The sequence below is a fragment of the Pseudomonas sp. Rh2 genome, from assembly GCF_040762985.1.
Lineage (GTDB): Bacteria > Pseudomonadota > Gammaproteobacteria > Pseudomonadales > Pseudomonadaceae > Aquipseudomonas > Aquipseudomonas taiwanensis.
Genome location: NZ_CP142890.1, coordinates 2,351,361 through 2,364,566, shown reverse-complemented (window position 1 = coordinate 2,364,566; position 13,206 = coordinate 2,351,361). Strand labels below are relative to the sequence as shown.

Annotated in this window: 12 protein-coding genes; 4 read left to right on the top strand and 8 right to left on the bottom strand. The window is 62.9% G+C overall.

Features of this window, described 5'->3' with window-relative positions; translation table 11 throughout:
- The first annotated feature begins 157 nt into the window (after positions 1-157).
- Entirely contained in the window at positions 158-1,024 is an 867-nt protein-coding gene (locus VXM67_RS10660) for a LysR family transcriptional regulator (protein WP_027907730.1), read from the top strand.
- Here the strand turns inward: VXM67_RS10660 and VXM67_RS10655 are convergent.
- The 5 genes from VXM67_RS10655 to VXM67_RS10635 all read right to left on the bottom strand — a co-directional run bounded on the left by VXM67_RS10655 (position 998) and on the right by VXM67_RS10635 (position 4,975).
- Positions 998-2,143 (bottom strand): HPP family protein, encoded by a 1,146-nt coding sequence (locus tag VXM67_RS10655; RefSeq protein WP_023379701.1) that lies wholly within the window; start codon positions 2,141-2,143, stop codon positions 998-1,000. The genes VXM67_RS10660 and VXM67_RS10655 overlap by 27 nt on opposite strands.
- Before the next feature lie 212 nt (positions 2,144-2,355).
- The gene (locus tag VXM67_RS10650) at positions 2,356-3,687 is read right to left on the bottom strand and encodes a sensor histidine kinase (protein WP_023379700.1); all 1,332 of its coding nucleotides are present in this window, start codon (positions 3,685-3,687) and stop codon (positions 2,356-2,358) included.
- Entirely contained in the window at positions 3,684-4,352 is a 669-nt protein-coding gene (locus tag VXM67_RS10645; RefSeq protein WP_027907729.1) for a response regulator transcription factor, read from the bottom strand. Before VXM67_RS10645 ends, VXM67_RS10650 begins: the two co-directional genes overlap by 4 nt.
- Entirely contained in the window at positions 4,353-4,667 is a 315-nt protein-coding gene (locus VXM67_RS10640; RefSeq protein WP_023379697.1) for a PepSY domain-containing protein, read from the bottom strand.
- Positions 4,667-4,975 carry a PepSY domain-containing protein gene (locus VXM67_RS10635; protein WP_023379696.1) on the bottom strand — a complete coding sequence of 103 codons (309 nt, stop codon included), beginning with the start codon at positions 4,973-4,975 and terminating at the stop codon, positions 4,667-4,669. The genes VXM67_RS10640 and VXM67_RS10635 overlap by 1 nt, the downstream gene beginning before the upstream one ends.
- Before the next feature lie 199 nt (positions 4,976-5,174).
- Here VXM67_RS10635 and VXM67_RS10630 point away from each other — a divergent pair, with 199 nt between their 5' ends.
- Positions 5,175-6,254, top strand: coding sequence for a patatin-like phospholipase family protein (locus tag VXM67_RS10630; protein WP_023379694.1), 1,080 nt, complete (start codon positions 5,175-5,177; stop codon positions 6,252-6,254).
- A gap of 54 nt (positions 6,255-6,308) precedes the next feature.
- Positions 6,309-6,665 carry a 6-carboxytetrahydropterin synthase QueD gene (gene queD / locus VXM67_RS10625; protein WP_015269720.1) on the top strand — a complete coding sequence of 119 codons (357 nt, stop codon included), beginning with the start codon at positions 6,309-6,311 and terminating at the stop codon, positions 6,663-6,665.
- 103 nt (positions 6,666-6,768) lie between these two features.
- On the opposite strand, the gene VXM67_RS10620 is transcribed toward queD, so the two are convergent.
- Positions 6,769-7,248, bottom strand: a complete 480-nt coding sequence (locus VXM67_RS10620) for a DUF1289 domain-containing protein (RefSeq protein ID WP_023379692.1) — start codon at positions 7,246-7,248, stop codon at positions 6,769-6,771.
- Positions 7,249-7,652: 404 nt separating this feature from the next.
- On the opposite strand from VXM67_RS10620, the gene acnB reads away from it, so the two are divergent.
- Complete coding sequence (gene acnB, locus VXM67_RS10615) at positions 7,653-10,262, top strand: bifunctional aconitate hydratase 2/2-methylisocitrate dehydratase (protein WP_023379691.1); 2,610 nt, start codon at positions 7,653-7,655, stop codon at positions 10,260-10,262.
- A gap of 143 nt (positions 10,263-10,405) precedes the next feature.
- Here the strand turns inward: acnB and prpD are convergent, their stop codons facing one another.
- Both prpD and prpF read right to left on the bottom strand, forming a co-directional pair.
- Entirely contained in the window at positions 10,406-11,890 is a 1,485-nt protein-coding gene (gene prpD, locus VXM67_RS10610) for a 2-methylcitrate dehydratase (RefSeq protein WP_023379689.1), read from the bottom strand.
- Positions 11,891-11,958: 68 nt separating this feature from the next.
- Positions 11,959-13,149 carry a 2-methylaconitate cis-trans isomerase PrpF gene (gene prpF / locus VXM67_RS10605; RefSeq protein WP_027907726.1) on the bottom strand — a complete coding sequence of 397 codons (1,191 nt, stop codon included), beginning with the start codon at positions 13,147-13,149 and terminating at the stop codon, positions 11,959-11,961.
- Positions 13,150-13,206: the final 57 nt, after the last annotated feature.

Here is a 13,206-nt window from a genome sequence, read left to right as displayed (position 1 = left end):
TGTTATTGAAGGGCGGATATTGAGTATGGACCCGCACGCCGGGGCCGCCATGGGACTAAAGTCACAACCGACCTGCAAATTTGCAGACAACGCAATTGCGCCCCATAACAGTGCAAAGCCTCTAGAATAGGCCGCCCCTTCAGTCACCGAGCAGCCCATGGATATCGATCAGGCCCGAACATTTCTGGAAATCGTGCGGTGCGGCAGCCTGGTGGCCGCTGCCGAACGCCTGTTCGTGTCGCAGACGGCCATAACCGCGAGGGTGCAGCGCCTGGAACGACAACTGGGCTGCCAACTGTTCGTGCGTAGCCGAACCGGTGCCAGCCTGACCAGCGACGGTGAAGCCTTCGTCAGCTACGCCAACCAACTGGTGCAGACCTGGGAGGCGGCGCGGCGCGACCTGCCGCTACCCGAAGGCTGCCAGCAGGTGCTGCATATCGGTGCCGAGGTAAGTCTGGGCAACCCGATGCTGCTCGATTGGGTCAGCGCCCTGCACCGTGAGCTACCCAGCCATGCCATCCACAGCGAGGTCAGCGACGGCGAGTCGTTGCTGCGCAAGGTTGAAATGGGCCTGCTCGACGCGGCCCTGGTGTACCAGCCGACCTACGGCCCAGGGCTGCAAGTGGAGCAATTGATGGAAGAGAAGCTGATCCGCGTGCGTCGCGTCGATCGGCCAGAGCCTTACATCTACATCGACTGGGGCGAAGCCTTCCGCCGCCAGCATGATGCCGCCCTGCCTGACTGCGCGCGCCCAGCCCTGAGTTTCAACCTGGGGCCGCTGGCCCTGCAGTTCATTCTCGACCAGGGTGGCAGCGGCTACTTCCGGACGCGCGTGGTCCAGGCCTACCTGGACAGCGGGGTGTTCGAGCGGGTGCCTCAGGCACCGGAGTTCACCTATCCGACATTCCTGGTGTACCCGCGCAAGCGTGACAGCGAAGCCCTGCAGCAGTCCTTCGCGCTGCTGCGCCGGCTGGTGGCTGCCGGCGCCAGCGATTGGTCACAACGCTGGGACCCGCTGATCTGAGCCGTTGAGAATCTGGCGCTTGAGGCCGGCGATCAGATCGGTCTGGGTGACCACCCCCACCAGACGCTCCCCCTCGAGCACTGGCAAGCAATGCAGGCCTTGCTCACACAGCAGTGGCAGCAGGCGCTCAAGAGGGTGTTGCCCGCTCACGCTGACCACACGACGGCTCATGACCTGAGCCATACGCACGGTTTTGCGACCGAACAGACCCTGCCAACCGAACCGCCCGCGCTGCATGGCCGGGCCGACCAGGTCACTGAGGCTGACGATGCCCACCAGCTTGCCTCGCTCCAGTACGGGCAGGGTTTTCAAGTGGTGACTGGCCAACATGGCCCAGGCCTGCTCCAGGGTGGTGTCGGGTGTGGCGAACTGCACGTCACGGGACATCACCGAGGCGGCAGTGATACCACCAAGACTGCGCTGCAAGGCGTTTTGCTCGGTGGCGAGAATGATGCGTTGCAGTTCGTCGCGGGTGACGTCGACGAACTCGCCCAATTCGTCCAGTGCCTGGTCCAGGTCTTGGCTGCTGACGCCGACACGCTGGCTGGGCAGCGGGTCGTGCGTGTGGTGCGGTTCATTGCGCGGTGCTGCACCCTTGGGGTAGCGCACACCGGTCATGCGGTTGTAGATCACCGCCACCGTCACCAGGATCAAGGCATCGAGCAGCACCGGCTCAAGCAGATGATCCCCCAGGGCGGTCAATCCCGCGTCGGCCAGCACTGCGCTCACCGCCACGCCACCACCCGGTGGGTGCAGGCAACGCAGCAAGCACATCAACACCAACGACAGCCCCAGGGCGACGGCCGCTACCCACAGTTCGCTACCCAAGCCCTGGCGCATGGCCAGACCCACGGCACCCGCCAGGGCATAGCTGCCCACCACCGACCAGGGTTGGGCCAAGGGCCCGGAGTGCACGGCGAATACCAGTACCGCCGAGGCGGCCAAGGGCCCAAGCAAGTGCAAGGCAATCCCAGGGCCATAGGCCAGGCTGGTCAACCAACCGGCGAGGAACAGGCCAAGCAGTGCACCGAAGGCGGCGCGCAGCCACTCTTGGGGAGGAATGTTCAAGGGGGCAGGCAACAGCCTGCTCAGACGGCTTTCAGAAGACGAGGCAGACATTCAGGTAATGGGGGTCATGTTTTTTGGGTTGAAAAGGAAGCCCAGCCGCAGCGGCCTGGGCCCTGGAAGCCATCCATGGAGAGATGGAAACTGCAGCTCATTGTGCAGGGATGCCCAGGGGTTGGACCAATTCAAAAAAATGCGGCTGTACTGCAATTTTTTTGCAGTGCTGATACGGCCCCACGCTCGGCAAGCTGATACCTGCAGGCGCGTCAGCCGGTTATCAGCGCTGTCTTGCGTGGTAGTTCAAGGCGGACCCGCAACCCGCCCAGGGGGCTCTCCAGCAAGGCCAGTTGCCCGCCCCAGGCTTCGACGATGTCGCGCACGATCCCCAGCCCCAGGCCATGCCCGTCGACCTGCTCATCCAACCGCGAACCCCGCTCCAACACCTGCTGGCGCTGCCCTTCGGGAATCCCAGGGCCATCGTCGTCGATGCAGATCCGATACCCCTCAGGCGTCGGCGCAATCGACAGTCGGACCTCGCTGTCGGCCCATTTGCAGGCGTTGTCCAGCAAATTGCCCAGCAGCTCCAGCAAGTCCTCGCGGTCCCACGGCAACAGCAGCCCAGGCGGCACCTCATGCACGAGCGACAAACCCTCGCCATGGATCATGGCCAGCGTGCCGAGCAGCCCTGGCAGCTCGGCATCGCAATCGAACTGCGCACCCGGCAGTGCGTCCCCGGCCAGGCGCGCCCGGTTTAGCTCCCGGGCCAGACGCTGCTGGATCTGCTCGAGTTGTTCGCGCATCTGCGCCTGCACCTCGGGCAAATCCTTCAAGCGCTCGCTGGACGCCAAGGTGAGTAACACCGCTAGCGGCGTTTTCAAGGCATGCCCCAGATTGCCCAGGGCGTTGCGCGAACGGCGCAGGCTGTCCTCGGTGTGGCTCAGCAAGTGGTTGATCTGGTCGACCAGCGGCGCCAGCTCGGTGGGCACTTCAGCATCCAGCTGCGTACGTTGGCCCTGTTGCAGCTGGGCGATCTGTTGGCGTGCCCGCTCCAGCGGTCGCAGCGACCGGGTGACCGTGACCCGCTGCAACACCAGGATCAGCACCAGCGCCACCAGCCCAATACCCAGGCCGATCTGCTGCATTCGCCGAAAGCCCTCGCGCACCGGGGAATAGTCCTGGGCCACGCTGATGGAGACGTCCTGTCCAAGGCGCCGATAATCCGCACGCAACGCCAGCAGTTGCTGGCCTTCTGGCCCTAGCGCATGGCTGTCCGACAGACCCGGCGCAGCGGGCTTGGGCATGTCCAGGTCCCACAGCGAGCGCGAGCGCCAGGTGCCTTGGTCGAAGTCGATACGAAAGTAGTAGCCGGAAAATGGCCGTTGGTAAGCAGCGGAAATACGTCGTTCATCGAGCTGCAAGCCGGACGGCCCGCGCACCATCGCCACCAGCAGGTTCTCGCTTTCCTTGCGCAGGCCCGCCTCCAGGTAGCGCTGCAGCCCCACCTCGAACAGCCACAGCGTCAACTGAGCGAGCGCCACGCCCACCACCACCAGTACCGCTACGAGGCCCAGACTCAGGCGCGCCTGGATCGACTTCACTCGGCGCTCCCGGCGTACAGGTACCCTTGGCCACGGCGGGTCTCGATCACACTGCGACCCAGTTTGCGCCGCAGATGATTGACGTGTACTTCCAGCACATTGGAATCGCGCTCGGTTTCACCGTCGTACAGATGCTCGGCCAAGTGGCTCTTGGACAGGATCTGCCGCGGGTGCAACATGAAGTAACGCAACAAGCGGAATTCCGCTGCGGTCAGCGGGATATCCACCCCATCGCGCTTCACACACTGCTGGCTCTCGTCCAGGTGCAGGCCGGCCGCTTCGAGCGTGGGCTGGTTGGCCAGGCCACGGGCACGACGCAACAGGGCCTGGATGCGCAGCTGTAATTCTTCAGGGTGGAACGGCTTGCTCAGGTAATCGTCGGCCCCAGCCTTCAGGCCCTCGATACGCTCGGCCCAGGAACCCCGGGCGGTTAGAATCAGCACAGGCGTGACCAGGCCAGCGGCACGCCATTGGCCCAGTACTTCAAGGCCCGGCAACCCTGGCAAGCCAAGGTCGAGAATGATCAGGTCGTAAGGCTCGCTTTGGCCTTGGTACACCGCGTCACGGCCATCGGCCAGCCAGTCCACGGCATAGCCTTGGCGTTGCAGGCTGGTGATCAGTTCATCGGCCAGCGGTACGTTGTCCTCGACAAGCAACAGGCGCATTCAGTCGTCTTCCTCGTCTTTGAGCAGGGCGCCGGAGGTGGCATCGAGCTTGATTTCACGCACCACGCCTTCGGTGGTCAAAAGCTCGACCTCGTACTCGTAGCGGTCGTCCTCTTCTTCCAGTTCGGCCTCCAGCAAACGCGCCCCGGGGTGACGCCCCAGGGCGGTTTCGAGCAGTCGCTCGAGCGGCAGGATGATGCCCTTCTGGCGCAGCTCCAGGGCTTCGTCCTGATCCAGATCCCGGGCAACGGCCAGGGAGCAGACGGCCAGCAGCGAAAGCGCCAGGTAACGCGCCGGCCGCGGTAACGCGATCATCAGTTGTCCCGCTCGTCCTTCAGCACTTCACCGGTCTTGGCATCCAGGTCGACATCCCATTCGACGTTCTGCGCATCACGCAGATCGACCTTGTAGATGTAACGGCCGTACTCGTTTTCCAGTTCGGAGTCGGTCACGGTAGCGCCTGGATGCTTGGCAACGGCAGCTGCCTTGAGTTCATCCAGCGACTTGATGGTCTTTTCGCTAACCAGCTTGACCACTTCGTCAGGCTGAACGTCCTTGGCGAAGGCGGCATTGGCACCCAGGGCAAGGGCAGCGGCGGCGAACAGGGCAGTCAAGGTTTTCATCGTTTCTCTCCTTGGAGATGTTCAAGTTGTCTACGGGTTTAAGATTACCCAGCGGTCCTTAATTCAACCTGAAAACAGCTGGCGCCATGATAGCGCATGTTTCCCCTTGCGCCCCGCGGATGCAGAGCCGGTGTGGGAAAGCGCCGGACCTGCGAGCGATGGTTCTATAATGACCCGCTTGTTGCCAGCGAGAACCTCAATGAGCGCCATCCACATCAAGTACCCCGCCCTGACCTTCAAGGCCGGCACCCGTGCCCTGCGGCAGATCCGCGAACGTGGCTTGCAGGCGGCCGATGTCGGCGTGCTGCCCGGCGCCGCGGGTGGCCCGAAACCTCTGGGTATCCAGGGGCTGGACCTGGCATTGTTCGGCCAGTGGCTGCCCTCGGCGCCGCGCCAGCGGTCGCTGATCGGTGCGTCGATCGGCTCGTGGCGCTTCGCCAGTGCCTGCCTGGACGACCCGGTCGCGGGCCTGCGCCTGCTGGGCGAGCTGTACACCGAACAGGACTTCGCCAAGGGCGTCACCCCGGCCCAGATCAGCCGCAGTTGCCAGCGCATGCTCGATGACCTGCTGCAGGGGCGTGATGGCCAGATTCTCGCCAACCCGCACTACCGTCTGAATATCCTGGTGGTCAAAAGCCACGGCCAGCTCGCTTATGACCACCGTGGTCGATTGGGGATGGGGCTGTCGTCGGTCATCGCTGACAATCTGCTCGGGCGTTCGCGACTGGGTCGACACTTCGAGCGGGTGATCCTCCATGATGGCCGCGCCACACCCCCGCTCGATGCGCTCACCGACTTCCCATCACGCTGCCTGCCGCTCGACCTGGGCAACCTGCGCCATGCGCTGCTGGCCTCGGGCTCGATCCCGATGGTCATGGAGGGTGTACGCGACATCCCCGGCGCCGGAACCGGCACCTACCGCGACGGCGGCCTGCTCGACTACCATCTGGACCTGCCCTACCGCGGCGACGACCTGGTGCTTTACCCCCATTTCACCGACAAGGTGGTGCCCGGCTGGTTCGACAAGGTCCTGCCCTGGCGCAAGGGCGACCGCACGCGCCTGCAAAACGTACTGCTGATGACACCCTCGCCGCAGTACCTGGCAGCGCTGCCCTACGGCAAGCTGCCGGACCGTAACGACTTCAAGCGCTTCATGGGCGATGCGCCGAGCCGCAAGCGCTACTGGTACAAGGCCATCGCCGAAAGCCAGCGCCTGGGCGACGAACTGCTGGAGCTGATTGCCACCGGGCGGCTGCATGAACAGCTGCAAGCCTTGTAGCGGCCATGCTGGTAGACTGCGCGCATTATCGATTCACACAGAGTTATGACAGTCGTGGAAATCTTCAAAGAGTTTACGTTCGAATCGGCCCACCGCCTGCCCCACGTTCCTGCCGGGCACAAGTGCGGGCGCCTGCATGGTCACTCGTTCAAGGTCGGCCTGCACCTGACCGGCCCACTCGACCCGCACACCGGCTGGATCCGGGATTTCGCCGAGATCAAGGCGGTCTTCAAGCCGATCTACGAGCAACTGGATCATAACTACCTGAACGATATTCCAGGCCTGGAAAATCCGACCAGCGAAGTGATCGCAAAGTGGATCTGGGACCAGGTCAAGCCGCTGCTGCCAGAGCTGTCCAAGGTACGCATCCACGAAACCTGCACCAGCGGTTGCGAATATACCGGGGACTGACCTGGCGTCCCCTTCGCTGGCAAGCCAGCTCCTGCGGGACAAACGCGCCCCCTCGTAGGAACTGGCTTGCTGGCGATGTATCAGGCAGCTTCACTGCACGGCTTCAGCCCTGTCCGCCCTCTAGCGCATCACGCAGGAAACCTGGGGCGATGTACCGCTGGTAATGCGCCTCGGAAAGCAGAAAGAACTCCCGGTCGATGGCATCGCGCAACTGCGGCAGTTCCCAGTCGCGAAACTCCGGCAGCAACACCATCCCGTAGGCCTCGACGTCACGAATCATCCGCGCCCCACGCGCGATCAGCTGATACGCCCAGCAATATTCCGACTGCTGTTCGACGAAGCGAATCGAACGCTGCACCAGTTGCTGGCGCAGCAGGTGTTTGTCGAACACCTCCAGCTTGGCCATCATCACCTGCGCCAGCAGTTGCTCCAGACGCATCCAGACCGCGCGCTTCTGCTCGTCGTCGTAGCCGTTCCAGTGGATCACCTCATGGTGGAAACGCTTGCAGCCACGGCACACCGTGTCTCCGTAAACCGTGGAGCACAGGCCGACGCAAGGGGTCTTGATGGCGTGATTGGACATGGAAAAACAACGGCTTGGCGATGGAACACTGGCCCATGTTAGCCCTTTGTCTAACCAGGGTCACTCGTTAAAGTCACATTCGCCGCCTTACCTTCAGGCTTTTTTTGCCGTAGAATCATCCCGCCTTTTCAAGGCAACAATGTCCGTTGGAAGCTGTTTTCAAAGCGTCACGAGCACAGTTCATCCGGTAGAACGGCGTTGGCCCGGGCCATGTACCCACATGCCCGAGCCAGCCCTCATCAGCCTTCCGTTCTACAGGCGTAAAACTTTGAAAGCAGCTTCTGTAAGGATTCTCTGCGACTCTGGCTGGACGGCTCAAAAAGCCGTGCTCCGCGCATGGGTGCAGGGAATGCTGGATGAGCGTCCCGGACTCCCTTTAGGGACCACTGATGAGGGTAATAACTGTGCTTGAAGCCTACCGCAAACACATCGAAGAGCGTGCCGCCCTGGGTATCGTCCCCCAGCCGCTGAACGCCGAACAAACTGCAGGCCTGGTCGAGCTGCTGAAAAACCCGCCGGCCGGCGAAGAAGCCTTCCTCGTAGACCTGATCACCCACCGCGTTCCGCCAGGAGTCGACGAAGCTGCCTACGTCAAGGCCGCTTTCCTCTCCGCTGTCGCCAAGGGTGAAGCCAAGTCCCCACTGATCGACCGCAAGCACGCCACCGAGCTGCTGGGCACCATGCAGGGCGGCTACAACATCGAAACGCTGGTCACGCTGCTGGATGACGCCGAGCTGGGCGCCGTCGCGGCCGAACAGCTCAAGCACACCCTGCTGATGTTCGATGCCTTCCACGACGTGGCCGAAAAGGCCAAGGCCGGCAATGTTCACGCCAAGGCCGTCCTGGAATCCTGGGCTGCCGGCGAGTGGTTCACCTCCCGCCCGGCCATCGCCGAGAAGTACACCCTGACCGTGTTCAAGGTGCCTGGCGAAACCAACACCGACGACCTGTCCCCTGCTCCAGACGCCTGGTCTCGCCCTGACATCCCGCTGCACGCCCTGGCCATGCTGAAAATGGCCCGTGACGGCATCGAGCCGAAGCAGCCTGGTTCGGTCGGCCCGCTGGCCCAGATCGAAGCGGTCAAGGCCAAGGGCTACCCAGTTGCCTACGTCGGTGACGTGGTCGGTACCGGTTCTTCGCGTAAGTCCGCCACCAACTCGGTGCTGTGGTTCTTCGGCGACGACATCCCTTACGTGCCGAACAAGCGCGCAGGTGGCTTCTGCTTCGGCACCAAGATCGCCCCGATCTTCTACAACACCATGGAAGACGCCGGCGCCCTGCCGATCGAGTTCGACTGCACCAACCTGGCCATGGGCGACGTCATCGACGTTTACCCATTCAAGGGTGAAGTACGCCGTCACGGTAGCGACGAGCTGGTCACCACCTTCGAACTGAAAACCGAAGTGCTGCTCGACGAAGTTCGTGCCGGTGGCCGTATTCCGCTGATCGTCGGCCGTGGCCTGACCGAGAAAGCCCGTGCCGAACTGGGCCTGGGTGCTTCGGACCTGTTCAAGAAGCCAGAACAGCCTGCCGATTCCGGCAAGGGCTTCACCCTGGCCCAGAAAATGGTCGGCCGCGCTTGCGGTCTGCCAGAAGGCCAAGGCGTACGCCCAGGTGCCTACTGCGAACCGAAGATGACCACCGTCGGCTCCCAGGACACCACTGGCCCGATGACCCGTGACGAGCTGAAAGACCTGGCATGCCTGGGCTTCTCCGCCGACCTGGTCATGCAGTCCTTCTGCCACACCGCGGCCTATCCGAAGCCGATCGACGTCACCACCCATCACACCCTGCCAGACTTCATCCGCACCCGTGGCGGCGTGTCGCTGCGCCCAGGCGACGGCATCATCCACAGCTGGCTGAACCGCATGCTGATGCCGGACACCGTCGGTACCGGTGGTGACTCGCACACCCGCTTCCCGATCGGCATCTCGTTCCCGGCCGGTTCCGGCCTAGTAGCCTTCGCTGCTGCTACCGGCGTCATGCCGCTGGACATGCCTGAGTCGGTACTGGTGCGCTTCAAGGGCAAACTGCAACCGGGCATCACCCTGCGTGACCTGGTTCACGCCATCCCTTACTACGCCATCCAGAAGGGTCTGCTGACCGTCGAGAAGAAGGGCAAGAAGAACATCTTCTCTGGCCGCATCCTCGAGATCGAAGGCCTGAACGACCTCACCGTCGAGCAAGCTTTCGAGCTGTCCGACGCCTCGGCCGAGCGTTCTGCCGCAGGTTGCACCATCAAGCTGCCAGAGAAGGCCATCGCCGAGTACCTGCAGTCCAACATCACCCTGCTGCGCTGGATGATCGGCGAAGGCTACGGCGACGCCCGTACCCTGGAGCGCCGTGCCCAGGCGATGGAAGCCTGGCTGGCCAAGCCTGAGCTGCTGTCGGCCGACGCCGATGCCGAATACGCCGAAATCATCGAAATCGACCTGGCCGAAGTCAAGGAGCCTGTGCTCTGCGCGCCGAACGACCCAGACGATGCCCGCCTGCTGTCCTCGGTACAAGGCGAGAAGATCGACGAAGTGTTCATCGGTTCGTGCATGACCAACATCGGTCACTTCCGCGCTGCCGGCAAGCTGCTGGACAAAGTCAAGGGCGGCATCCCGACCCGCCTGTGGCTGGCTCCGCCAACCAAGATGGATGCTCACCAACTGACCGAAGAAGGCTACTACGGCATTTACGGCAAGGCTGGCGCGCGTATGGAAATGCCAGGCTGCTCGCTGTGCATGGGTAACCAGGCACGTGTGCAGACCGGTTCGACCGTGGTCTCCACCTCGACCCGTAACTTCCCGAACCGTCTGGGCGACGCCACCAACGTGTACCTGGCATCGGCCGAGCTGGCTGCTGTCGCTTCGATCATCGGCAAGCTGCCGACCGTCGAAGAGTACATGCAGTACGCCAAAGACATCGACAGCATGGCTGCCGACGTCTACCGCTACCTGAGCTTCGACCAGATCGCCGAGTTCCGCGAAGCGGCAGCCAACGCCAAGATCCCAGTGGTCCAGGCATAAGCTGAGTTGTAAGATGTAAAAGAAAAGCCCCGGTAGAAATACCGGGGCTTTCTTGTTTCAACCTGTGCCGACCTCTTCGCGGCTGAAGCCGCTCCTACAGGGACCGCACAGTTTTCGAGGGTTGTGCAGGACGACGAGCAACCTCAGATCACGAACAAATCGACAAACCGATGCACCGCCATCTGTTCCAGCTGCTGCTGGTCCTTGCACACCTGAAGAATCTCACCACACCGCTGCCGCGCAAAACGCGTCGCCAGGTTCTCCCTGAACTTGGCCTCCAGCAACGCAATGCCCTCCCCGCGCCGCCGCCGATGCCCGATCGGGTATTCCACCACTACCTGTTCGGTACTGGTGCCATCCTTGAAGAACACCTGCACGGCGTTGGCGATCGAGCGCTTGTCCGCTTCCAGGTATTCGCGGCTGAAGCGAGGGTCTTCCACTACCTCCATTTTTTCGCGCAAGCGGTCGATGCTCGGGTGGTTGGCGTGGAAAGCATCCTCGTAATGCTCGGCCACCAGATGGCCGAAGATCAGCGGCACCGCCACCATGTACTGCAAACAGTGGTCGCGGTCGGCGGCATTGGCCAGCGGCCCGCTCTTGGAGATGATACGGATCGCCGACTCCTGGGTAGTGATGACGATTCGGTCGACTTCGTGCAGGCGGTTACGCACGAGGGGATGCAGGATCACGGCTGCCTCACAGGCGGTCTGGGCGTGGAACTCGGCGGGGAAACTGACCTTGAACAGCACATTTTCCATCACGTAGCTGCCCAATGCCTGAGGCACGCGCAACGCTTGCTGGCCGGCAGGCTTGAGCGCCAGGTCCTTGTTGGTATGGCTGAACAGCACGTCGTAGAACCCCCACTGCGGCGCAGTGAGCACCCCTGGTACACCCATCTCGCCGCGCAAGGCGATATCGGCCAGGCGCACGCCCCGACTGGACGCATCCCCGGCAGCCCAAGACTTGCGCGAACCGGCGTTGGGTGCATGACGGTAGGTGCGCAGTGCCTGACCATCGACGAAAGCATGGGACAACGCACTCAGCATCTGCTCGCGGTTGGCCCCCATCAGCCTGGCGCACACAGCTGTAGAAGCCACCTTGACCAGAATCACGTGATCGAGGCCAACGCGGTTGAAGGCGTTTTCCAGCGCCAGTACACCCTGGATCTCATGGGCCATAACCATGGCTTCGAGCACATCACGCATCAACAACGGTCGCTCGCCCGTGGCCACGCGCTTTTGCGACAGATGATCGGCGACTGCCAGAATACCGCCGAGGTTGTCAGAGGGATGCGCCCATTCGGCGGCCAGCCAAGTGTCGTTGTAGTCCAGCCAGCGGATGGTACAGCCGATGTCCCAGGCGGCCTTCACCGGGTCAAGGCGATAGCTGGTGCCGGGCACGCGCGCGCCATTGGGTACCACGGTGCCCTCGACCAGCGGGCCGAGGTGCTTGGTGCATTCAGGGAAGCGCAAGGCAAGCAAGCCGCAACCCAGCGTGTCCATCAGGCAGTTGCGCGCGGTATCCAGGGCCTCGGGTGAATCGACCCGGTAGGTCAGCACATAGTCGGCGAGGGTTTGCAGCACGCCGTCGTAATCGGGGCGCTCGTTCAGATCCACGTTGGCGCTCATTTGCAGCTCCTGTGAATTCGGGGCCGCAGGGCGGCCCTACTCATTCAAAGCCAAGCGCCAGTGGTGCGTCAGAAACTATCGCCAGGCACCCTCACCCAGCCTTCCATCAGCACGCGAGCACTACGGCTCATGATTGCCTTGGTCACCGTCCACTCGCCGCCCACCTGTCGCGCCTCGGCCCCGACGCGCAATGTGCCCGAGGGATGACCGAAGCGCACGGCACTGCGTTCGCCCCCGCCTGCGGCGAGGTTGACCAAGGTGCCCGGAATGGCGGCAGCGGTGCCGATTGCCACGGCTGCAGTACCCATCATCGCATGGTGCAGCTTGCCCATCGACAACGCACGCACCAGCAGGTCGACATCGCCGGCCGCAACCGTCTTGCCACTGGACGCAGTGTAGGTGGTTGGTGGCGCGACGAAGGCGACTTTCGGCGTGTGCTGACGCCCGGCAGCCTGATCGACGTTGTCGATCAACCCCATGCGCACTGCGCCATGGGCGCGAATGGTCTCGAAGCGCAGCAAGGCCTGCGGGTCACCGTTGATGGCATCCTGCAGTTCGGTGCCGGTATAACCGATATCGGCCGCGTTGACGAAAATGGTCGGGATACCGGCATTGATCAGCGTCGCCTTGAAGGTACCGACACCCGGCACCTCCAGGTCGTCCACCAGGTTGCCAGTGGGGAACATCGCACCACCGTCGCCATCCTCGTCAGCTGCCGGATCGAGGAACTCCAGCTGCACCTCGGCCGCCGGGAAGGTTACGCCATCCAACTCGAAATCACCGGCTTCCTGCACTTCACCTTCGGTGATCGGTACATGGGCGATGATGGTCTTGCCGATATTCGCCTGCCAGATACGCACGGTGGCGATGCCGTTGCGCGGGATGCGCGCTGGGTCGACCAGGCCGCTGCTGATGGCGAACGCACCAACGGCCGCGGACAGGTTGCCGCAGTTGCCGCTCCAGTCAACGAAGGCCTTGTCGATCGACACCTGGCCGAACAGGTAATCGACATCGTGCTCCGGCTTGATGCTGGGCGAAAGAATGACGGTCTTGCTGGTGCTGGAGGTCGCGCCCCCCATGCCGTCGATCTGCTTGCCGTAAGGATCGGGGCTGCCAATGACCCGCAGCAACAATGCGTCGCGGGCCGGGCCGGGAATCTGGGCTTGCTCGGGCAGATCTTGCAGGCGGAAGAACACGCCTTTGCTGGTGCCACCACGGATGTAGGTGGCGGGGATCTTCACTTGCGGTACATGGGCCATGTTCAATTCCTGTCTCGCACAGCCCTTGTGGGCGCGGGGCTTGCCCGCGCCCACAAG